Source organism: Streptomyces sp. NPDC026246, assembly GCF_055567995.1.
In genome coordinates this window covers 1-20,921 of the sequence record NZ_JBVHPJ010000007.1, presented here as the reverse complement: position 1 = coordinate 20,921, position 20,921 = coordinate 1, and the positions used below count along the sequence as shown (strand labels likewise).

General features: G+C 73.8%; 17 protein-coding genes, 1 rRNA gene and 1 pseudogene. 4 read left to right on the top strand and 15 right to left on the bottom strand.

Going from position 1 to position 20,921, the window contains the following annotated elements; translation table 11 throughout:
- Positions 1–79: 79 nt before the first annotated feature.
- Both ACZ4M5_RS18590 and ACZ4M5_RS18585 read right to left on the bottom strand, forming a co-directional pair.
- Complete coding sequence (locus ACZ4M5_RS18590; RefSeq protein ID WP_467738088.1) at positions 80–706, bottom strand: NUDIX domain-containing protein; 627 nt, start codon at positions 704–706, stop codon at positions 80–82.
- 104 nt (positions 707–810) lie between these two features.
- Positions 811–2,457, bottom strand: a complete 1,647-nt coding sequence (locus tag ACZ4M5_RS18585) for a CTP synthase (RefSeq protein ID WP_398110455.1) — start codon at positions 2,455–2,457, stop codon at positions 811–813.
- A gap of 472 nt (positions 2,458–2,929) precedes the next feature.
- Between ACZ4M5_RS18585 and ACZ4M5_RS18580 the strand changes: the two genes are divergently transcribed.
- Positions 2,930–4,732, top strand: coding sequence for a glycoside hydrolase family 15 protein (locus ACZ4M5_RS18580; RefSeq protein ID WP_467738738.1), 1,803 nt, complete (start codon positions 2,930–2,932; stop codon positions 4,730–4,732).
- 80 nt (positions 4,733–4,812) lie between these two features.
- Here the strand turns inward: ACZ4M5_RS18580 and ACZ4M5_RS18575 are convergent, their stop codons facing one another.
- A complete protein-coding gene (locus ACZ4M5_RS18575) occupies positions 4,813–5,769 on the bottom strand; it encodes an LLM class F420-dependent oxidoreductase (RefSeq protein WP_467738086.1) in 957 nt (318 codons plus the stop codon).
- Positions 5,770–5,896: 127 nt separating this feature from the next.
- On the opposite strand from ACZ4M5_RS18575, the gene ACZ4M5_RS18570 reads away from it, so the two are divergent.
- A complete protein-coding gene (locus tag ACZ4M5_RS18570; RefSeq protein WP_467738084.1) occupies positions 5,897–7,540 on the top strand; it encodes a PucR family transcriptional regulator in 1,644 nt (547 codons plus the stop codon).
- Positions 7,541–7,546: 6 nt separating this feature from the next.
- Here ACZ4M5_RS18570 and ACZ4M5_RS18565 read toward each other — a convergent pair whose 3' ends face one another.
- From ACZ4M5_RS18565 to ACZ4M5_RS18545, 5 genes are all read right to left on the bottom strand, one after another.
- Positions 7,547–8,689 carry a glycosyltransferase family 4 protein gene (locus ACZ4M5_RS18565; protein WP_467738082.1) on the bottom strand — a complete coding sequence of 381 codons (1,143 nt, stop codon included), beginning with the start codon at positions 8,687–8,689 and terminating at the stop codon, positions 7,547–7,549.
- Positions 8,690–8,913: 224 nt separating this feature from the next.
- Positions 8,914–10,632: a DNA repair protein RecN gene (recN, locus tag ACZ4M5_RS18560; RefSeq protein ID WP_467738736.1), complete on the bottom strand. Its 1,719-nt coding sequence runs from the start codon at positions 10,630–10,632 to the stop codon at positions 8,914–8,916.
- Between the two features lie 161 nt (positions 10,633–10,793).
- On the bottom strand, positions 10,794–11,699 hold the full coding sequence (locus ACZ4M5_RS18555; RefSeq protein ID WP_398110451.1) for an NAD kinase: 906 nt from the start codon (positions 11,697–11,699) through the stop codon (positions 10,794–10,796).
- Entirely contained in the window at positions 11,696–12,511 is an 816-nt protein-coding gene (locus tag ACZ4M5_RS18550) for a TlyA family RNA methyltransferase (protein WP_467738079.1), read from the bottom strand. The genes ACZ4M5_RS18555 and ACZ4M5_RS18550 overlap by 4 nt, the downstream gene beginning before the upstream one ends.
- Positions 12,512–12,518: 7 nt before the next feature.
- Positions 12,519–12,803 carry a hypothetical protein gene (locus ACZ4M5_RS18545; RefSeq protein ID WP_467738077.1) on the bottom strand — a complete coding sequence of 95 codons (285 nt, stop codon included), beginning with the start codon at positions 12,801–12,803 and terminating at the stop codon, positions 12,519–12,521.
- A gap of 42 nt (positions 12,804–12,845) precedes the next feature.
- Here ACZ4M5_RS18545 and ACZ4M5_RS18540 point away from each other — a divergent pair, with 42 nt between their 5' ends.
- Positions 12,846–13,193, top strand: coding sequence for an SCP2 sterol-binding domain-containing protein (locus tag ACZ4M5_RS18540; RefSeq protein ID WP_467738075.1), 348 nt, complete (start codon positions 12,846–12,848; stop codon positions 13,191–13,193).
- Here ACZ4M5_RS18540 and ACZ4M5_RS18535 read toward each other — a convergent pair.
- The 4 genes from ACZ4M5_RS18535 to ACZ4M5_RS18520 all read right to left on the bottom strand — a co-directional run bounded on the left by ACZ4M5_RS18535 (position 13,177) and on the right by ACZ4M5_RS18520 (position 17,327).
- Entirely contained in the window at positions 13,177–14,094 is a 918-nt protein-coding gene (locus ACZ4M5_RS18535; RefSeq protein ID WP_467738073.1) for an ABC transporter ATP-binding protein, read from the bottom strand. The genes ACZ4M5_RS18540 and ACZ4M5_RS18535 overlap by 17 nt on opposite strands.
- Positions 14,091–15,131 (bottom strand): FecCD family ABC transporter permease, encoded by a 1,041-nt coding sequence (locus ACZ4M5_RS18530; RefSeq protein ID WP_467738071.1) that lies wholly within the window; start codon positions 15,129–15,131, stop codon positions 14,091–14,093. The genes ACZ4M5_RS18535 and ACZ4M5_RS18530 overlap by 4 nt, the downstream gene beginning before the upstream one ends.
- Positions 15,128–16,171, bottom strand: a complete 1,044-nt coding sequence (locus ACZ4M5_RS18525) for a FecCD family ABC transporter permease (RefSeq protein WP_467738069.1) — start codon at positions 16,169–16,171, stop codon at positions 15,128–15,130. The genes ACZ4M5_RS18530 and ACZ4M5_RS18525 overlap by 4 nt, the downstream gene beginning before the upstream one ends.
- A gap of 124 nt (positions 16,172–16,295) precedes the next feature.
- The gene (locus ACZ4M5_RS18520; RefSeq protein ID WP_467738067.1) at positions 16,296–17,327 is read right to left on the bottom strand and encodes an HAD hydrolase-like protein; all 1,032 of its coding nucleotides are present in this window, start codon (positions 17,325–17,327) and stop codon (positions 16,296–16,298) included.
- A 73-nt stretch (positions 17,328–17,400) separates the two neighbouring features.
- Between ACZ4M5_RS18520 and ACZ4M5_RS18515 the strand changes: the two genes are divergently transcribed.
- Complete coding sequence (locus ACZ4M5_RS18515; protein WP_467738065.1) at positions 17,401–18,690, top strand: DUF1015 domain-containing protein; 1,290 nt, start codon at positions 17,401–17,403, stop codon at positions 18,688–18,690.
- A gap of 67 nt (positions 18,691–18,757) precedes the next feature.
- Here ACZ4M5_RS18515 and ACZ4M5_RS18510 read toward each other — a convergent pair whose 3' ends face one another.
- From ACZ4M5_RS18510 to rrf, 3 genes and pseudogenes are all read right to left on the bottom strand, one after another.
- Positions 18,758–19,537: a tetratricopeptide repeat protein gene (locus ACZ4M5_RS18510; protein ID WP_467738734.1), complete on the bottom strand. Its 780-nt coding sequence runs from the start codon at positions 19,535–19,537 to the stop codon at positions 18,758–18,760.
- A 363-nt stretch (positions 19,538–19,900) separates the two neighbouring features.
- A pseudogene (locus ACZ4M5_RS18505) lies at positions 19,901–20,704 on the bottom strand (hypothetical protein); the annotation flags it as partial.
- A 125-nt stretch (positions 20,705–20,829) separates the two neighbouring features.
- Positions 20,830–20,921, bottom strand: a 5S ribosomal RNA gene (gene rrf, locus ACZ4M5_RS18500); the annotation flags it as partial.

Genomic DNA, 20,921 nt, shown 5'->3' with positions numbered 1-20,921 from the left:
CCGCCGCACCCGACCACGACCGCCCCCGACCACGACCGTGCCCGGCCGCGCCCCACCGTCACCCCCGCCCGACGGAGCGCTACGCCTCGAACGGCCGCGCCGGCCACGGCGCCTGAGCCGGCCGCAGCGCGTCGAGGCCGTCGCCGGCCCGCGCGGCGACCAGGGACAGCACACCCACGACCAGGCAGTTGTTGTGCAGCTCGCCCGCGAGCACACCCCGCACGAGGTCCTCGACCGGCACCCGGTCGAGTTCCATGTCGGCCTCCTCCTCCGCGACCGCGAACCGCTCACCCACGGCCTCGGACAGATCACGGGCGAGGAAGATCCGCACGGCCTCGTCGCAGCCGCCCGGCGTGGTGTAGACGTCGGTCAGCACCCGCCAGTCCTCGGCCTTGACGTGCGCCTCCTCGTACAGCTCGCGCTGGGCCGCGTGCAGCGGGTTCTCACCGGGGACGTCGAGCAGACCGGCCGGGATCTCCCACAGCTTGTGGCGCACGGGGTGGCGGTACTGGCGCAGGACCAGGACGCGGTCGGCCTCGTCGAGGGCGAGGACGGCCACGGAGCCGGGGTGGACCTGGTAGTCACGGCCGACCACGGTGCCGTCGGGCATGACCACGTCGTCGGTGCGCACGGAGGTCTTGTTTCCCACGAACGGGGTGTTCGTCGCCCGGACTTCCCACTCCTCGGGAGTGTCCTTGATCGTCATGCCTGTCCTTCCACGTGCCACGTGCCCTGCACGGCCTGCCGAAAACGAAACCGGGGTGCACACCCGTTGAAGGAATGCACCCCGGCCACCGTACAACCGGTGTGTTACTTCGAGATCTTCCGCTCGACCGCCGCCTTGACGAGCCCGGCGAACAGCGGGTGCGGACGCGTCGGACGCGAGCGCAGCTCCGGGTGCGCCTGCGTGGCGACCAGGTAGGGGTGGACGTCACGCGGGTACTCGACGTACTCGACGAGCTTGCCGTCCGGCGAGGTGCCGGAGAACAGGATGCCCGCCTGCTTCTCCAGCTCGGCCCGGTAGGCGTTGTTCACCTCGTAGCGGTGCCGGTGACGCTCCTCGACGTACTCCTTGCCGTCGTACACCTCGCGCACGATCGAGCCCTCGGCCAGCTTCGCCGGGTACATGCCGAGCCGCATCGTGCCGCCCATGTCGCCCTCACCGGCGACGATGTCCATCTGCTCCGCCATGGTGGAGATGACCGGGTGCCCGGTGGCGGGGTCGAACTCGGTGGAGTTGGCGTCGGCGATGTCGGCCAGGTTGCGCGCGGCCTCGATCACGATGCACTGCAGGCCGAGGCAGAGGCCGAGCAGCGGCACCTTGTTCTCGCGGGCGTAGCGGATGGCGCCGACCTTGCCGTTGACGCCGCGCTCGCCGAAGCCGCCGGGGATGCAGATGCCGTCGACGTCGCCGAGCTGGGCCGCGGCGCCGGCGGGGGTCTTGCAGTCGTCGGAGGTGACCCACTTGATCTTGACGCGGGCCCGGTTGGCGAAGCCGCCGGCCCGCAGCGCCTCGGTGACCGACAGGTACGCGTCGGGCAGGTCGATGTACTTGCCGACCAGGGCGAGGGTGATCTCGTGGTCGGGGTTGTGGACGCGGTCGAGCAGGTCGTCCCAGGTCGTCCAGTCGACGTCACGGAACGGCAGGTCCAGCTTGCGCACCACGTACGCGTCCAGACCCTCGCCGTGCACGGTCTTGGGGATGTCGTAGATCGAGCGGGCGTCGGGGCAGGCGACCACGGCGGCCTCGTCGACGTCGCACATCAGCGAGATCTTCCGCTTGATCGCGGTGGGGACCTCGCGGTCGCAGCGCAGCACGATGGCGTCCGGCTGGATACCGATGTTGCGCAGTGCCGCAACCGAGTGCTGGGTCGGCTTCGTCTTCAGCTCACCCGAGGGGCCGATGTACGGCAGGAGCGAGATGTGGACGACGAACACGTTGTCGCGACCGACCTCGTGACGGACCTGGCGGACGGTCTCCAGGAACGGCAGCGACTCGATGTCGCCGACCGTGCCGCCGACCTCCGTGATCACGACGTCGACCTCGTCCGTCGCCATGCGCCGGATGCGGTGCTTGATCTCGTTGGTGATGTGCGGGATGACCTGCACGGTGTCGCCCAGGTACTCGCCGCGCCGCTCCTTGGCGATCACGGTGTTGTACACCTGGCCGGTGGTGACGTTCGCCGAGCCGTCGAGGTCGCGGTCGAGGAAACGCTCGTAGTGGCCGATGTCCAGGTCGGTCTCGGCGCCGTCGTTGGTGACGAACACCTCACCGTGCTGGAAGGGGTTCATCGTGCCGGGGTCGACGTTCAGGTACGGGTCGAGCTTCTGCATCACGACGCGCAGGCCGCGGGCCTTGAGCAGCATGCCGAGGCTGGAGGCCGTCAGGCCCTTGCCGAGCGAGGAGGCGACACCCCCGGTGACGAAGATGTGCTTGGTCGTCGTGGAATTGGGCATGGCCAAGAGGGGGCTCCCGTGGTCGCGATCTGGAGGTGCGGTTCGGGGGTCAGACGCCCACCGGTCCACGGGCTACCAGCGTATCAGCGCCGCGGGGTGATGGCTTCCGGCCACGCTCCGCGCACATCCCGACACGGCGCGGTCACCGTCACCGGTCCCTCACCCCCTGCTCACTCGTTCGGCGTACCCGCCTTGCCGCGACGGGCACCCGGAACATCCGTGTGCGTCGTATCCTGCTCGGACACTCGCTGCCGAGCCCGCCCGGCCCAACGGCACCACCCCCCGCCCGTACGTACCGGAACCACGCGAGCTCGTCAGTTCGTTGAGCAACAATCGGCGCTTTGCTTCACGGCCGAGTGACCTGTTTTGCTTCATCGCTCAACGACGGATTGCAAGATCTGCTGAACCCCCTTGACCGCACCAAGCGACAGCCCCCTTGCGGGGTGACGTGGCCGTTCGACTGGAGTTGCACGTGGCCGGGCGCATCGAAGACTACGCACTCATCGGAGACATGCAGACCGCTGCCCTGGTCTGCCGGGACGGAACGGTCGACTGGCTGTGCCTGCCCCGCTTCGACTCCCACGCCATCTTCGCCGGCCTGCTGGGCACCGAGGAGCACGGCTTCTGGCGGCTCGGCCCCGCGTACGCCCCCGGCCAGGAGCCGCCCACCGCGGCCCGGCGCCACTACCGCGGTGACTCGCTGATCCTGGAGTCCGAGTGGGACACCCAGCGGGGCACGGTCCGGGTGACGGACTTCATGCCGCCGCGTGACGGCGCCCCCCAGCTGATCCGCATCGTGGAGGGTGTCTCGGGCCGCGTGCCGATGCGGTCGGAGCTCAGGATGCGCTTCTCCTACGGCCGGGTGGTGCCCTGGGTGCACAAGCACGAGGGGCGCACGGTCGCCGTCGCGGGACCCGACTCCGTGTGGTTCGACACCTCCGCGGAGACCTACGGCAAGTCACTGACGACGTACGCGGACTTCACCGTCGCACCGGGCGAGCGGATCGCGTTCACGATCTCCTGGGAGCCCTCGCACAAGCAGCCGCCGCCGCTGCCCGAGCCGGAGCAGTCGCTGGAGGCGACGGAGAACTTCTGGCGCGAGTGGGTGGACCACTGTACGTACCACGGCCCGTACCGCGAGGCCGTGGTCCGCTCGCTGATCACGCTGAAGGCACTGACGTACGCCCCCACCGGCGGCATCGTGGCCGCGCCGACCACGTCCCTGCCGGAGGACATCGGCGGCGTCCGCAACTGGGACTACCGCTACACCTGGCTGCGCGACGCGGCCATCACCCTGTCGTCGCTGCTGCGCACCGGCTACCGCGAGGAGGCCCGCGCCTGGCGCGAGTGGCTGCTGCGGGCGGTCGCCGGCGACCCGGAGAACCTGCAGATCATGTACGGCATCGCCGGCGAACGCGAGCTCGGCGAGGCGGAGCTGGACTGGCTGCCGGGCTACGAGAACTCCGGCCCGGTCCGGGTCGGCAACGGCGCGGCCCACCAGCTCCAGCTGGACGTGTACGGCGAGGTCACCGAGGCCCTGCACCTGGCCCACATGACGGGCCTCGCCCGCAACGACTACGCCTCGCTGCTCCAGCTCAAGCTCATCCGCTACCTGGAGGGGCACTGGCAGGAGCCGGACGAGGGCATCTGGGAGGTGCGCGGCCCGCGCCGCCACTTCGTGCACTCCAAGGTGATGGCCTGGGTCGCCGTCGACCGCACGATCAAGCTGATCGAGTCCGGCGACGCCGACGGCCCGCTGGAGCGCTGGAAGGAACTGCGCGAGGAGATCCACCGGGACGTCTGCGAGAAGGGCTACGACAAGGAACGCAACACCTTCACGCAGTCCTACGGCTCGAAGGAGCTGGACGCCTCTCTGCTGCTGATCCCGCAGGTGGGCTTCCTGCCCCCGGACGACAAGCGCGTCATCGGCACGATCGAGGCGATCCAGCGGGAGCTGTCCACGCCGGACGGCTTCATCCTGCGCTACCCGACCGAGGGCGACGACGAGGGCGTCGACGGTCTGCCCGGCGACGAGGGCGCGTTCCTCGCCTGCTCGTTCTGGATGGCCGACGACCTGGCGATGATCGGCCGGGTGGACGAGGCCCGCCGGCTGTTCGAGAAGCTGCTCTCGCTGCGCAACGACCTGGGGCTGCTCGCGGAGGAGTGGGACCCGCGCCTGCAGCGCCAGGTGGGCAACTTCCCGCAGGCTTTCAGCCACGTGCCGCTCATCGACACGGCGCTGCGTCTGACGGCCTCGGGCGCCTACGGCGGCTGACCCGCACGCCCCACCCAGGCGCTCACCCGGCCCGCACCACGGCGCTCACCCGGCCCGCACCACGGCGTTCACCACGGCGCTCACCCCGGGGCGAGCGCCGTGAGCGTGCGCTCCCCCGCCGGGTCGCCCGCGGTGGCGGGGACGAGGGCGATCTCGTCCAGCCCGGCCTCGGCGTAGGCGTCGATCCGGGCGCGGACGGCGGCCGCGTCGCCGACGAGGGCGACCGTGGCCGCGGCCTCGGGCGGCAGGGCCTGGACGAGGGTGTCCCGGTCGGCACCCTTGACGGCCAGTTCGACGACCTCGGCGAAACCGGCGTCTATGAACATGTCGCTGTAGCCCGGCACGGCCAGGTAGCCGGCGACGCTGTGCAGGATCTGTGTGACCGTCTCCGGTTCGGGGTCCACGGCGGCGGGCAGCCAGGCGGCCAGCCGCGGCGGGGTGCGTCCGGCCGCGTCGGCCGCCGTGAGCATCCGGTCGCGCAGCATGCGCACCTGCCCGGGCGAGACGATGTCGAGCAGCATCCGGTCGGCGTGCGCCACCGCCGCGGCGACCGCCCGCTCCCCGAAGGCGGCGACGGTGAGGAGGCCGCCGGGCGGCGGCAGCCGGCGCGGGAAGCCGCTGCCGGGCACCACCGGCTCGCCGGGCAGGCTGTCCATCAGCGCCCGTACGGCCGCCGCCGACTCCGCGAGGGTGGTCGCGGGGCGGGTGCGCGGCCGGCCGTGCACGCCCTCCACGACCCGCTTGCTGGAGGTGCCGAGGGCGACGCCCACGCTCCGGCCGGTGACGGCCGCGGCGGACGCGGCGCCCCGGACGACCGTGAGGGGGTCGCGCACGTTCACCGGCACGGGCCCGGCGGTCAACGCCACCCGCTCGGTCGCCGCGCCGATCGCCGTCGCCAGCACGAACGAGTCCCAGGTCGGCCCCTCCCCTGCCCAGACCTCCCGGTACCCGAGCCGGTCGGCGAGCACCGCGACCCGCAACGGCTCCTCGACCGGACTGTCGTCCTCCCGCCCCACCGCCACCACGCTCATGTCCATGACCGCGCCGGTACCCGGCCGGCCACGCGGTAATCCGGCGCCGTCCGCGGCGCGTGGGCGCGGCGGTGATCGTTCCGCTGCCGCCCTGGGATGTCCGCGGGGCACCGGCCCGGGTACCGTCCGGCACATGGACAGCGGGACGGACAGCGCGTACGGCACCCAGGGCGCCGGGATCACCGTGCAGCGGGCCCTGGAGCTGCCCGCGTTGCGCAGCGGGCTGCCCGAGGTGCTCGCGGGCGCCGAGCGGCTCGGACGCACGGTGCGCTGGGTGCACGCCGGCGAGGTGCCGCACATCGCCTCGCTGCTCAAGGGCGGCGAACTCCTGCTGACCACCGGCTACGGTCTCGGCACCCGCCCCGCCGAACAGCGGGCGTTCGTGCGCACCCTGGCCGAGCGCGGCATCGCCGCCCTGGTGGTGGAGCTCGGCCCGCGCTTCACCCGGCTGCCCGCGGCCCTCGTCGACACCGCCCGCAGCGCCGGGCTGCCCCTGGTCCAGCTGCACCGCGAGGTGGCGTTCGTCACCGTCACCGAAGAGGTCCACACCGAGATCGTCAACGGCCACTACGCCCTGCTCCAGCGGGCCGAGGAGGTGCACCGGCGGTGCACGCGGGCCGTCCTGGGCGGCGGCGGGGTGCCGCACGTGCTCGGCATCCTCGCGGACTTCGCCCACAACCCGGTCTTCCTGGAGACGGCGGAGGGGCAGTTGCTGTACGCCGCCGGGCCCGGTCCCGAGGGCGCCGACCCGCTGCAGGTGTGGGAGGGGCTGCGCGGCCAGCACAAGGGCGAGCCCCCGCTGGCCGGTTCGGTCCTGGTCGACGTGCCGGGGGGCGGGCCGGGCAGCGGGGGCGTCCGCGCGCGGCTGGTGCTGCTGCCCGTCCGCGCCGCCCTGGCGCCCGTGCACCGGATGGCCGCCGAGCGCGCCGCGGGGATCCTCGCGGTGGTGCTGATGCAGGCCCGGCAGGAGGAGGAGCTGGCGGCGCGCGGGCGCGGCGACTTCCTCACCGACCTGGCCGAGGGCCGGGTCACGGCGGACGACGCCCCGGCGCAGGCGCGGGTGCTGGGGTTCCGGCCGGGTGAGGGCCCGCTGCTGCCGGTGGTGATGCGGCTCGGTGACGCCCTGCCGTCCGGCGGTGGCTGGGCGGTGCTGGCGAGGGCGGTGTCGGAGGAGCTGGCCGGGGTGGGCGCGCCGGTGCTGCTCGGGGTGCGGCCGGTGGAGGGGCGGCTGCTGGTGCTGCTGGGGCTGCGCTCGGAGTCGGAGCGGGATGCGGTCGCGGACCGGGTCGCGGCGGCCCTGCGGGCCGGGGTGGACCGGGCCGGGACACTGCGGCCGGGCGGGCAGCCGCCCGTGGTGGTCGTGGGGCTGGGCGGCGGCTGGGCGGCGGTGGCCTCGGGCCTGCGGCACGCCGCCGAGACGGCGACCGCGGCCCGGGGCCTGCCGGACCGGCCCTGGTACGACGCCCGCCGCCTCGACATCGACCTGCTGCTGTGGCGGCTGCGCGACCAGCCGGACCTGGCGGCGTTCGTCGACCGGGCCCTGGGGCCGGTCCTGGAGCACGACCGGCGCTCCAAGCCGCCGCTGCTGCCCACCCTGGCCACGTACCTCGCGCACGCCGGCCGCAAGGCGGAGACCGCCCGGGAGCTGCACCTCAACCGGCAGACCCTCTACAACCGCCTGGCGCGGATCGGGGAGTTGCTGGGCACGGACCTGGACGACCCGCAGACGGTCCTGGCGTTGAGCCTGGCCCTGCGCGCCCGCCGGCACGTGCCGTAGGGCGGCTCAGGCGAGGGGCTGGGGCCGGGTCAGTTCGTCGTAGACGCTGAGCACTTGGGCGACCGTCTCGTCCTCGCTCGGCCAGGTCGCCGCCTGCCGGGCCCCCTTGACGCGCAGCGCCTCCCGGCGGGCGGGATCGCCGAGCAGCCGTACGACGGAGTCGGCGAGGGCTCCGGCGTCGCCGCCGGGGACGAGTTCGGCGGCGTCGCCGACGAGTTCGGGGATGCCGCCCACGGCCGTCGCGACGAGCGGCACGCGCGCGTGCAGCGCCTCCTGGGCGAGAACGGAGCGCGCCTCCCACCGGCTGGGCAGCACGGCGAGGTCGGCCGCGGCGAGCAGGTCGGCGATGTCCTCGCGCCGCCCGAGGAGCCGGACCGGCAGGCCCTCCCGCTCGATCCGGGCCTGGAGCTCTGCGCGCAGCGGCCCCTCCCCGGCGACCGCGACCAGGGGCACCGGGTCCAGCCGGCGCCACGCGCGGGCGGCGTCCAGCAGCACGTCGTAGCCGCGGTGGCGTTCCAGGGAGCCGACGGCCATCAGCAACGGCCTGCCGATGGAGCCCAGTTCGGCTCGCACCTTGGGGCGCAACCGGTCGGGGTCGTCGGGGTCGAGGGGCCCGCGGGGGCCCGGCAGCGCGACGGCGGCGAGCCGGGCGTCCCGCGCGCCGGTGCGCCGGGCCCGGTCCACGAGCGCCGACGAGGTGCCCAGCACCACGGTGGCGGCCTTCACGACCCGGCGCTCCAGCACCCGCAGCAACTGGGCGCGCGCACCCTCGGCGTGCGCCCGGTCGTGCCACGTCACGACCAGCGGAGTGCGCACACGCCGGCCACTGAGGGCGAGCACGGCGCGGAAGGAGGCGTGCAGGCCGTGCGCGTGCACCAGGTCGGCGTCGGCGCAGGCGGCCCGCAGTGCGGCCACCGCCACCGGGTCGCTGCTGCGCGGCACATGGACGTGGGCGGCCCCGGCGCCGCTGAAGTCGTAGGAGCGGTCGGCCTCGTGGGGGGCGCAGACCGTGACCCGCACTCCCCGGGCGACGAGCCCCGCGGTCAGCGAGCGCACGTGCGCACTGCTCGCGGCGTTGCCCCCGCCGAGCACCTGCACGGTGCGCAGCGGCGACCGGCCGTGCGGTGAGTGGCTGCTCGCGGGGGTCACGTGGCCGGAGGCTCCTGGTTCGGGTCGGGCGTCACGACGCGGCTTCGGCGCGTACTCCGCCAAGCATGCCAGGACGCACGGGGGTTCCGGGAACGCCCGGAGCCCCGGAGCCACGGGCCCGGGGCGCCCTTACGGGGGAACCGACAGGGCCGAGGTCACCCACACGAGTGAACTTGGGTGACCGGCCCGGGAACCGGCCTCTCGACCACCCGGGGCGCCGGGGGTCAGCCGTCCGCCCGGGCCGTCTCCAGCAGTTCCTCGGCATGGGCCCGGGCCGTCTCCGAGTTCTCCTGCCCGGCCAGCATCCGGGACAGCTCCCGGACCCGGTCCTCACCCTCCAGGACCTTCACCCCGGAGCGGGTGACGGACCCGTCGTCGGTCTTCTCGACCAGCAACTGCCGGTCGGCGAAGGCCGCCACCTGCGGCAGGTGCGTCACGACGACGACCTGCGCGGTCTTCGCCAGCCGCGCGAGCCGCCGCCCGATCTCGACGGCCGCCTTGCCGCCGACACCCGCGTCGACCTCGTCGAAGAGGTACGTGGGCACCGGATCCGTCCCCGCGAAGACGACCTCCACGGCCAGCATCACGCGGGACAGCTCACCACCGGAGGCGCCCTTGGCGATCGGCCGGGGCGGCGCGCCGGGGTGCGGGGCCAGCAGCAGCTCGACCTCGTCGGCACCGGCCGGGCCGTACGCGACCGGACGCCCGCCGACCTCGACGCCCTCGGGGTCCTCGGTCTGCCTGATGTCGAACGACACGCGCGCGTGCGGCATGGCGAGCGAGGCCAGCTCCGCGGTCACGGCGGCGGCGAACCGTTCGGCCGCCTCCGTCCGGGCGTCCGTCAGCGCCTGCGCCAGCCCGCCCAGCTCCGCGCGCAGCGCGTCCCGTTCGGCGGTCAGCTCCCCGATCCGCTCGTCGTCCCCGTCGAGTTCGGTCAGCCGGGTGGCGCTGCTCTCCGCCCAGGCCAGCACGGCGGCGATGTCCTCGCCGTACTTGCGCGTCAGCCCGGTCAGCGCGGCCCGCCGCTCCTCGACGGCCGACAGCCGCAGCGGGTCTGCGTCCAGGTCGTCGGCGTACCCCGCGAGGTCCCCGGCCGCGTCGCGCAGCACGATCCCGATCTCCCCGATCCGGTCGGCCAGGGCCGCCAGCGCCGGGTCGTGCGACCGTACGGCGTCCAGGGCCCGCTGGGCGCCCGCGACGAGCGTGCCGGCGTCCACGCCCTCGGGGTCCTCCGGGTTGCCCGCGAGGGCGGCGTGCGCGGCCGCGGCGGCGGAGGCCAGCGCCTCGGCGTGCCCGAGCCGCTCGGCCTCCTCGGCCAGCTCCACGTCCTCCCCCGGCCGGGGCTCGACGGCGGCGATCTCGTCGAGCCCGAAACGCAGCAGGTCGGCCTCCTGGGCCCGCTCCCGCGCGCGGGTGGTGATCTCGTCGAGCTCGGCCGAGACGGCTCGCAGCCGCTTGTACGCCTCGGAGTACTTGGCCAGCGGGACGGCGACCGCGTCGCCGGCGTACCGGTCGAGCGCCTGCCGCTGCCGGGACAGCTTCAGCAGCCCCTGCTGGTCGGTCTGCCCGTGCACGGCCACCAGCTCGTCGGCCAGCTCGGCCAGCACGCCCACGGGCACGCTGCGCCCGCCCAGGTGTGCCCGCGAGCGCCCCTCGGCGGAAACGGTCCGGCTGATCAGCAGCGCCCCGTCGTCGAGCTCGGCCCCGGCCTCCTCGGCGCGCACGGCGGCCCCGGCGCCCGGGGGAACGGTGATCCGCCCCTCCACGACCGCCTTCCCCGCCCCGATGCGCACGAGCGCCGGGTCGGCCCGCCCGCCCAGGAGCAGTCCCAGGCTGGTGACGACCATGGTCTTGCCCGCGCCCGTCTCACCGGTGACCGCGGTGAATCCCGGCGACAGCTCGACCACCGCGTCGTCGATCACACCGAGCGACCGTATCCGCATCTCCTCCAACACGGACACGACCTTACGAGGTCCGAGCCGGGGATTGCGACCGGCCCACCCTTGTCACCCACGCGAGTGGACCGGCCCCGGGGCGTGGGGACCCGCGCGAACAACCACGATCCACCCGCACGCGCCGACCGGTCACGGCCCCCTGCGGGCCGCTAGTGAGGCGCCCCCCGCCACCCGGAGACGGGCAGCGCGAACTTGGCCACCAGCCGGTCCGTGAAGGACGCGTGATGCAACCGGGCCAGCCGCACCGGCACGGCCCCACGCCGCACCTCCACCCGCGCACCCGCGGGCAGCTCCACGGTCCGCCGCCCGTCGCACCACAGCACACCCGGCGGGATGTGCGGCAGCACCTCCACGGCCAGCACGGAGTCGGGCGAGGTCACCAACGGCTTGGCGAACAGCGCGTGCGCGGAGATCGGCACCATCAGCAGCGCCTCGACCTCCGGCCACACCACCGGCCCGCCCGCCGAGAAGGCGTACGCCGTCGACCCCGTGGGCGTGGCGCACACGATGCCGTCGCAGCCGAACCCCGTCACCGGCCGCCCGTCGATCTCCAGGACGACCTCCAGCATCCGCTCGGCGGACACCTTCTGCACGGCCGCCTCGTTCAGCGCCCAGTCCGTGTGCACGATGTCGCCGTTCTGGTGCACGACGACATCGACGGTCATCCGCTCCTCGACCTCGTACGCCCTGCTCACCACCCGGTCGACGACCTTGTCGAGGTCGTCCCGCTCGGCCTCCGCGAGGAACCCGACCCGCCCGAGGTTGACGCCGAGCATCGGCACCCCGGACGCGCGGGCGAACTCGGCGCCGCGCAGCAGCGTGCCGTCGCCGCCGAGCACGATGAGCAGCTCACACCCGTCGAGGCACTGCGGGGTCGCCTCCTTGACCAGCACCACCTCGTCCGGCAGCGGCAGGTCCCGCGCCTCGTCCTCCAGGACGCGCACGCCCAGACCCGAGCGGAGCAACCCCTTCACGACGAGCTCGGCGCTGCGCACGGCCGCTGGCCGGCCCGTGTGGGCGAGCAGGAAAACAGTACGAGCTCGGTTCTCGGTCAACGCGGCCCCTCCGCCACTGCTCGATCGACGTCGGCCGGGTCGAGTTCCGCTGCCCCGGCCCGCAGCCACAAGAAGTATTCGACATTCCCCGACGGCCCGGGCAGCGGACTGGCCGTCACGCCCCGCACCCCCAGGCCCAGCCCCCACGCCTTCTCCGCCACACCGCGGACCGCCTCGGCCCGCAACTGGGGGCTGCGGACGACTCCCCCGCTACCGAGGCGCTCCTTGCCCACCTCGAACTGCGGCTTGACCATCATCACCAGATCGGCGTCCGGCTTCACGCACCGCACCAGAGCGGGCAGGACCAGCCCGAGCGGGATGAAGGACAGATCCCCCACGACAAGATCCACAGGCTCCCCATCGATCGCCTCAAGCGTCAACTCGCGTACGTTCGTACGGTCCTTGACGGTGACGCGTTCATCGTTGCGCAGGGACCACGCGAGTTGGCCGTATCCGACGTCCACGGCGACGACGTGGGCGGCGCCCGCCCGCAGCAGGACGTCGGTGAAACCGCCGGTGGACGCGCCGGCGTCGAGCGCCCTGCGCCCCTCGACGGCCAGACCCTGCGGCACGAACGCCTCGAGCGCGCCGGCGAGCTTGTGGCCGCCGCGGGAGACGTAGTCGGGGTCGGCGTCGTCCTGGGCCACCACGATGGCGGCCGCCGTCTCCACCTGGGTGGCGGACTTGGTCGCGACGGTCTTGCCGACGGAGACGCGCCCGGCGGCGATCAGCTGGCCGGCGTGCTCGCGCGAGCGGGCGAGCTTCCGGCGGACCAGCTCCGCGTCGAGACGACGGCGTGCGACTCCTGCCACGTTCGGTTCAGCTCCTAGGTCCAGGCGGCGACGGGGACGAGAGGGGTGCCGGGGGTCCCGGGCGTGCGTCGAGCGCGGTGAGCGCGTCGCGCAGTCCCCGGTGTACATCCTCGTACACCTCGACGTGTCCGTCCGTGGCGAGGTGGTCGGCGTCGCCGAGCCGCTCCAGGGCCGCGTCCACACCGGGGTCGCCGGTGGGGGTGCGGGGCACGTTCAGGGGGGCCGGGGCGGCCGGGTCGGCGGCGGGCTCTTCCACCGCGGCCGGGGGCGTCCCGGGAACTGCGTCGTCCATGCCCCGACGCTACCGCGAACCGCTGCGGTACCGTCGATCGCGATGGCCACGATCGAGGAGTGCCGCAGCGCACTCGACAAGCTCTCGGACACCATGCAGCACGCCGAAGGGGACGTCCGCGCGGCCGCGGCCCTGGACCGTTCGGTGAGCTGCCACATCACCGACCTGGACGTCACCTTCACGGGCCGGATGCGCGGCGGGCGGATCGAGGTGCACGACACCGTGACCGGCCCGCCGCCCGGCAAGGCCGAGATCAGACTCGCCATGACCGGCGACGACCTGGTGGCGCTGGTCGGGGGCGAGCTGAACTTCGCCAAGGCCTGGGGCTCGGGCCGGGTCAAGCTGCACGCGGGCGTGCGGGACCTGCTTCAGCTCAGAAAGCTTCTTTAGCGGCGGCCCCGTCCGTCGCCGCCCCGTCGCTCCGCCGGGCCGTCGCACCGGCGCGTGCCCGGCGGGCCGCGGGCACCACCAGCGGCGTGCCGGTCTCCGGGTCGTCGATGACCTGGCAGCGCAGTCCGAAGACCTCCTCGACCAGCTCCGCCGTCACGACGTCCCTCGGCGCGCCCTCGGCGACGACCCGGCCCTCGCGCAGGGCGATGAGGTGGGTCGCGTAGCGGGCGGCGTGGTTGAGGTCGTGCAGCACGGCGACGAGCGTGCGGCCCTGCTCCTCGTGCAGCTGCGCGCACAGGTCCAGGACGTCGATCTGGTGCTGGATGTCCAGGAACGTCGTCGGCTCGTCGAGCAGCAGCAGCGGGGTCTGCTGGGCGAGCGCCATGGCGATCCACACGCGCTGGCGCTGGCCGCCCGACAGCTCGTCGACGTAGCGGTCGCCGAGCTCGGCCACACCCGTCTGCCGCATGGACTCCTGCACGACCCGCTCGTCCTCGGCGGACCACTGACGCAGGATGCCCTGGTGCGGGTACCGGCCGCGTCCGACGAGGTCCGCGACGGTGATGCCGTCGGGCGCGATGGACGACTGGGGCAGCAGGCCCAGGGTGCGCGCGACCTTCTTCGCCGGCATCGACTGGATGACCTGCCCGTCGAGCAGGACCCGGCCCCGGTGCGGCTTGAGCATCCGCGACAGCGCCCGCAGCAGCGTGGACTTGCCGCACGCGTTGGGGCCGACGATCACGGTGAAGGAGTGGTCGGGTATCTCCACCGACAACTGCTCGGCGATCACCCGCTGGTCGTAGGCCAGGGTGACGCTCTCGGCGGACAGGCGGTTCACGGGGCTCCTTCGGTTGTTCGGTCCGCTGCCGGTGACGCTCCCTGCGTCGTGGCCGGCGCTCATATCCGGCCCGCCTTGCGCTCGGTGACCAGCAGCCACAGCAGGTAGACACCGCCGAGCACACCGGTGACCACGCCGACGGGCAGCTGCTCGGCGCCGAACGCCCGCTGCGACACCCAGTCGGCTACGACCAGCAGGGCGGCGCCCATGCACAGGGAGGGCACCAGGTTCGGCCCGGGCGAGCGGGTCAGGCGCCGGGCCAGTTGCGGAGCGGTGAGCGCCACGAAGGCGACCGGTCCCGCCGCGGCCGTCGCGGAGGCCGTCAGCAGCACGGCCGCCACCATCAGCAGCAGCCGCACGCGCTCCACCCGCACACCGAGGGCGTAGGAGACGTCGTCGCCCATCTCCATCATGCGCAGCCCGCGGGCGTTGACCAGGACGAGCGGCACCAGCACGGCCGTCAGCGCCAGCAGCGGCCCCACCTGGTCCCAGTCGCGGCCGTCGAGGGAGCCGGTCATCCACACCACCGCACGGGCCGCGTCGACGATGTCGGACTTGGTGAGCAGGTAGCCGTTGACCGCCGTGACGATCGCCGAGACACCGATGCCGACCAGGACCAGCCGGTAGCCGTGCACGCCGCGCTTCCAGGCCAGCACGTAGATCGCGGAGCCGGTCACCAGACCGCCCACGAGCGCCCCCAGCGCGACCTGGGCGGCGCTGCCGGAGAACAGCACGATCACCGTGAGCGCCCCGGCGGTCGCCCCCTGGCCGAGGCCGAGCACGTCCGGACTGCCCAGCGGATTGCGGGAGATGGACTGGAACAACGCGCCGCCCAGTCCCAGCGAGGCGCCGACGAGCAGCCCGACCAGGACGCGCGGCAGCCGCAGTTCGTTGACGATGAACTCCTGGCCCGCATCGCCCTGGCCGGCCAGGGTGCGCAGCACGTCGGCGGGCGGGATCGGGAAGTCGCCGGTGCCGATGAGCACGACGCCCGCCACGAGCGCCGCCACCACCAGCGAGAGCCCGACGGTCAGGGCCCGCACGTCCAGGCGTATCGAGAGCCCGCCCGGGGTCCGCACGGCACGGTTGGTGGTCTTCACAGCTGGGCCGTCCTCCGCCGTCGTACGAGAAAGATGAACACCGGGCCGCCGATGACGGCGGTGACGATGCCCACCTGGAGCTCCGCGGGCCGGGCCACCATCCGGCCGACGACATCGGCGCCGAGCAGCAGCACGGGCGACAGGACCGCCGCGTAGGGCAGGATCCAGCGCAGGTCCGGCCCGGTGAACGAGCGGACCACGTGCGGCACCATCAGGCCGACGAACACGATCGGCCCGCAGGCGGCGGTCGCGGCCCCGCACAGCACGGTCGCGGCCAGCATGGACAGCGCCCGGGTGCGGTTCAGGTTCGCCCCCAGGGCCCGGGCGGTGTCGTCGCCCATGGACATGGCGTTGAGCGGCCGCGCCAGGGCGAGGGCCAGGACGAACCCGGCCAGCAGGAACGGCAGGACCTGCTCGATGGTCGCGTCGGTCGCCGACGACAGCGAACCCACCGTCCAGAACCGCATCTTGCCGAGCGCCGCCTCGTCCATGATCATCACGGCCTGGAGGTAGCCGTACAGCGCGGCGCTGATCGCCGTCCCCGCGAGGGCCAGCCGCACCGGTGTCGCACCCCGGCTGCCACCGAGGAACCACACCAGCGCCCCGACCGCGGCCGCGCCGACGAAGGCGAACCAGACGTAGCCGGTGAGCGAGGTGACCCCGAAGTACGTGATGGCCGTGACGACCGCCGCGGACGCGCCCGCGTTGATCCCCAGCAGCCCTGGGTCCGCCAGCGGATTGCGCGTGAGCGCCTGCAGGACCGCCCCGGCCAGACCGAGGGCGGCGCCGGCGAGCAGCCCGAGCACGGTCCGCGACAGCCGCTCGGCGACGACGACGTCCCCGTAGGACCCCGTGTCGGCGAACAGGCCGTGCCAGACCTGCGCGAGGGACAGCTCCTTCGCGCCGATCGCGATACTCGCCAGCGCGACGAGCACCAGGATCGCCGCGGACAGCACCAGCCCGACGGCTCGCACCGCCCGTCGTCTCGGGGGCGCGGGGGCGGTCTCCGCGCGCTGTTCGGGGGGACTCTCGACCAACACGCAGTTAGGTTAACCTAACCTCGCTACCGGGCAAGATCCGGTGCCCGCCCCCTCCCGGCACCCGGCGGCAGGCACCCCGCACTCCCGCCCGTGGCCGCCCGGAGCCCCACCGTGTGGCACTCCCTCAAAGTCCCAGCCGCGCCAGCGCCTTCGCCCCGTCCAGCTCGCACCCCTCCTCGCCCGAGGCCGTCCACGCGGCGGCGCACAAGGCGCGCAGTCCGTCGAGCGCCTCGCCGTCCCCCTCCAGCTCCAGCCGGCCGGCCCGGGCGGCCGCCGTCCAGCCGCCGCACCGGAACGCGCCGTCGCCCGCTTCCGCGACCTCCGGCTGACCGCCCAGCATGCCCCGCAGATCGGCGTCCACGTAGGTCGGCCGGTGCTGCGGGGGCGCGGCCAGCAGCTGCGCCCCGTCCGTGACCCCCGTGAGGACCAGCAGCGAGTCGACCTCCCCGTTGAACGCGCCCTCGATGTCCGTGTCCAGCCGGTCCCCCACCACCAGCGGCCGCTTCGCCCCGGTGCGCAGGATCGTCTCCCGGTGCATCGGCGGCAGCGGCTTGCCCGCGACCTGCGGCTCGGCTCCCGTGGCGATCCGCACGACCTCCACCGCCGCGCCGTTGCCCGGCGCGATGCCCCGGCCGCTCGGGATCGTCAGGTCGGTGTTCGACGCGAACCACGGCACGCCCCGGGCCACCGCGTAGGAAGCCTCGGCGAACCGGCCCCACGGCAGATCGGGACCGCCGTACCCCTGCACGACCGCCACCGGCTCGTCGTCCGCGGACTCGACGGGCTCCAGCCCCCGCTCGCGCAGCGCGACCCGCAGTCCCTCACCGCCGATCACCAGCACCCGGGCGCCGCGCGGCACCTGCTCGCTGATCAGCCGCGCGACCGCCTGCGCCGAGGTGATGACGTCCTCCGCGCCCGTCGGTATCCCGAGCTCCGTCAGGTGCCCGGCCACCGCGTCCGGCGTCCGCAGCGCGTTGTTCGTCACGTACGCCAGGCGCATCCCGCCCTCCCGGGCCGTGGCCAGCGACTCGACGGCGTGCGCGATCGCGCTCCCGCCCGCGTACACGACACCGTCCAGGTCGAGCAACGCCGTGTCGTACGCCTCGCTCAGGGCCTGCCCACTGCCCTCGGGCCTCGTCCTGACGCTCCGGCTCATCGCGTATCGCTCCTCGTTCGGCGGCTTTTCCCCCGATCATCCCCCATGGCACCGACACCCGTACGATGCCGGGATGAACACAGCAGGTCACTCGGAGGCAACGGCGCACCGCGGCCTGGAACTCACCCCGTTCCGAGGCCTTCGTTACGACCCCGACCGGGTCGGCAGCCTTGCCGCCGTCACATCCCCGCCGTACGACGTCGTGGTGCGCCCCGACGGCCTGCACCACCTCGAGTCCTCCGACCCGTACAACATCGTCCGCCTGATCCTTCCCCAGGCCGCCACCGCCGGTGCCCGCAACGAGCAGGCCGCCGAGACCCTGCGCCGCTGGGTGGCCGAGGGCGTCCTGACCACCGACCCGGATCCGTGCCTGTACGTCTACGAACAGCGCGACGGCGAGGGCATGCTGCAACGCGGGCTCATCGGGACCCTGCGCGTGTCCGACCCGGACGAGCAGGTCGTGCTGCCGCACGAGGACGTGATGCCGCACGTCGTCGCCGACCGCGCGGACCTGATGCGGGCCACCTCGGCCAACCTCGAACCGCTGCTGCTCACCTACCGCGGCAACGGCACCACCGCCACCGCGGACCTGATCGAGCGCACCGCGGACCTGCCGCCCCTGCTGGAGACCACCACCGAGGACGGCTTCCGGCACCGCCTGTGGTCGCTGACCGACCCCGCCGACCTGGACGCGGTCCGGTCGGACCTGGCCCGCCAGCAGGCGCTCATCGCCGACGGCCACCACCGCTGGGCGACCTACCGCCGCCTGCGCGCGGAGCACCCCTCGCCCGGCCCGTGGGACCACGGCCTGGTCCTCCTGGTCGACACCGCCCGCTACCCCTTGCGGGTACGCGCCATCCACCGCCTGCTGCTCGACCTCCCGGTCGGTACCGCCGTGGCCGCCCTGGAGGGACACTTCCGCGTCCGCCGCCTCGAAGCACCACTGTCCGAAGCCCTGGAGACCCTGGCCGACGCGGCCTGCGCGGGCAACGCGTTCCTGCTCGCCGGCGACGGCGCCTTCCACCTCGTCGACCGCCCGGACCCGGCGCTGCTGGACCGCACGATCCCCGCCGACCGCCCCGCCGCCTGGCGCACCCTGGACGCGACGGTCCTGCACGCCACGCTGCTCAAGCACGTCTGGCACATCCCGGAGGACTCCCCGGACCGCATCGCCTACATCCACGACACGGCCGCCACGGTCGAGAAGGCGGAACGCGACGGCGGTACGGCGGTGCTGCTGCACCCGGTCCGCGAGGAGGTCGTCCGCGACCTGGCCCGGCAAGGCGTGACGATGCCCCGCAAGTCGACGTCGTTCGGCCCGAAACCGGCCACGGGGCTGGTCCTGCGCGCGCTGGACCTCTGACGCCGGACATGCGAAGGGGGCGGGACCCGGCCGGGTCCCGCCCCCTTCGCGTGTGCGCTGCTCTCCGTCAGTCCTTCTGCTCGGACTCGTCGGCCGAGGAGGCGTCGGAGGAACCGCCCTCGTCCTCGGCCTCGACCTCGACATCGACATCGACCTCGGCCTCGTCCTCGGCCATGACGTCGACGAACTCCACGCCGTCCAGCTCGGCGAGCCGGTCGGAGGCGTCCGTGCTGCCGTCCCGGTCGGCCTCGACGGCCTTGGCGAACCAGTCCCGGGCCTCGCCCTCACGCCCGGCGGCGAGCAGCGCGTCGGCGTAGGCGTAGCGCAGACGCGCGGTCCACGGCTGCACGGAGTTGGCCGCCAGTTCGGGGCTCTGCAGGGTCACGATGGCCGCGTCCAGCTGCCCCATGTCACGCCGGGCGCCGGCCGCGACGAGCCGCATCTCGACCTGCCCGGCCTTGTCGAGCTTGTGCACCTCGGGCGCGCCGGCCATGTCGAGCGCCTTCTCCGGCCGTCCGAGCCCGCGCTCGCAGTCGGCCATGACGGGCCACAGGTCGATGTTCCCGGTCATCCGCTTGGCGGCCCGGAACTCGGCCAGCGCCTCGCCGTACTTCTGGCTGGCGTACGCGGCGAACCCGGCGGCCTCCCGCACGGCGGCGACACGCGACGCCAGCCGCAGCGCGACCCGGGAGTACCCGTAGGCGCCCTCGGGGTCCTCGTCCAGCAGCCGCGCCACCATCACCAGGTTCCGGGCGACGTCGTCGGCGAGCGTCTTGGGCAGGCTCTGGAGCTCCTGCCGTACGTCCTTGTCGATCTCCTCACCCGTGACGTCCTCGGGGATCGGCAGCCGCTTGATGGGCTCCCGGTCCCGGTCGCGCTCCTCACGGAACCGGCCACCACCGCGCCGGTCGTCGCCACGCCGGTCGTCGCGCCGGTCGTCACGGCGGTCGTCCCGCCCACGGAACCCGCCGGGGCGCCCACCACGGTCGTCGCGACGGGGGCCACGACCGCCACGGTCGTCACGCCCGCGGAAGCCTCCGCGCTCGCCGCGGTCACCGCGGTTGTCGTCGCGCCGGAAGTCACCGCCACGGTCGGTGCGGGGGCCGTCGTCGCGGCGGAACGCGGGACGCGCGCCCCTGCCGGCGTCATCGCGCCGGAACCCACCACGGTCGCCACGGTCGTCCCCACGCCGCTCGTCGCGTCCCCGGAACCCACCACGGTCGTCGCGCCGGAACCCACGGTCGCGCTCATCGCCCCGGAACCCACGGTCCCGGTTGTCGCCGCCACGGTAACCCCGGTCATCACGCCGGTCGTCGCGCCGGTCATCGCGGCGGTCGTCGCGGCGGGGGTAGCCACCACGGTCGGCGTCGCGCCGGTCATCGCGCCTGTCGTCGCGGCGGTCATCACGCCGGAAACCACCGCGAGGCCCGCGATCGTCACCCCGGCGGTCATCACGCCGGCCGTACCCACCGCCGCGGTTGTCGTCACGCCGATTGTCGTCACGCCGGCTGTCGTCCCGACGGAACCCGCCGCGCTCGCCCCGGTCGTCCCGACGCTCCCCACGGTCGTCGCGACGGAACGTGGGACGGTCGCCACCACGATCGTCGCGACGGAACGCAGGACGGTCGCCACCACGGTCGTCACGACGGAACGCAGGACGGTCCCCGCCGCGGTCGTCACGACGGAACGCAGGACGGTCGCCACCACGATCGTCACGACGGAACGCAGGACGGTCGCCCCCACGGTCGTCACGGCGGAACGTGGGCCGGTCACCCCGGTCGTCCCGGCGAGGTCCGCGGTCGCGGTCGCGGTCGTCGCGTCGACCGTAACCGCCACCCCGCTGGTCACCACCGCGGCTGTCGTCACGCCGGCTGTCGTCCCGACGGAACCCGCCGCGCTCGCCGCGGTCGTTGCGGTCACCGCGCGGAGCACCGCGGTAGCCGCGGTCGCCCCGGTCGCCCTCCCGTCGCCGCTGGTCGCGCTCCGGTCGGTCGTCGGGAGAGTTGGTGGACATGGTGACTCCTGTCTTCGTACCGCAAAGTCATTCTCGCGCAGCCGGGTGCCCAGCGCGCACTGCAAAAACAAAAAAGGACCCTTGGTCCCAGCTGAACGCTGGGACCAAGGGTCCTTCCAAAGATTGTTCGGCGGCGTCCTACTCTCCCACAGGGTCCCCCCTGCAGTACCATCGGCGCTGTAAGGCTTAGCTTCCGGGTTCGGAATGTAACCGGGCG

Excerpts from the sequence above, each read along its gene's own strand:
- ACZ4M5_RS18545 (WP_467738077.1), bottom strand. The coding sequence starts at position 12,803 with ATGGACGACGCAGTTCCCGGGACGCCCCCGGCCGCGGTGGAAGAGCCC.
- ACZ4M5_RS18540 (WP_467738075.1), top strand. The coding sequence starts at position 12,846 with ATGGCCACGATCGAGGAGTGCCGCAGCGCACTCGACAAGCTCTCGGAC.
- ACZ4M5_RS18520 (WP_467738067.1), bottom strand. The coding sequence starts at position 17,327 with ATGAGCCGGAGCGTCAGGACGAGGCCCGAGGGCAGTGGGCAGGCCCTG.
- ACZ4M5_RS18515 (WP_467738065.1), top strand. The coding sequence starts at position 17,401 with ATGAACACAGCAGGTCACTCGGAGGCAACGGCGCACCGCGGCCTGGAA.
- ACZ4M5_RS18570 (WP_467738084.1), top strand. The coding sequence starts at position 5,897 with ATGGACAGCGGGACGGACAGCGCGTACGGCACCCAGGGCGCCGGGATC.
- ACZ4M5_RS18575 (WP_467738086.1), bottom strand. The coding sequence starts at position 5,769 with ATGGACATGAGCGTGGTGGCGGTGGGGCGGGAGGACGACAGTCCGGTC.
- ACZ4M5_RS18535 (WP_467738073.1), bottom strand. The coding sequence starts at position 14,094 with ATGAGCGCCGGCCACGACGCAGGGAGCGTCACCGGCAGCGGACCGAAC.
- recN (WP_467738736.1), bottom strand. The coding sequence starts at position 10,632 with ATGCGGATACGGTCGCTCGGTGTGATCGACGACGCGGTGGTCGAGCTG.
- ACZ4M5_RS18590 (WP_467738088.1), bottom strand. The coding sequence starts at position 706 with ATGACGATCAAGGACACTCCCGAGGAGTGGGAAGTCCGGGCGACGAAC.
- ACZ4M5_RS18585 (WP_398110455.1), bottom strand. The coding sequence starts at position 2,457 with ATGCCCAATTCCACGACGACCAAGCACATCTTCGTCACCGGGGGTGTC.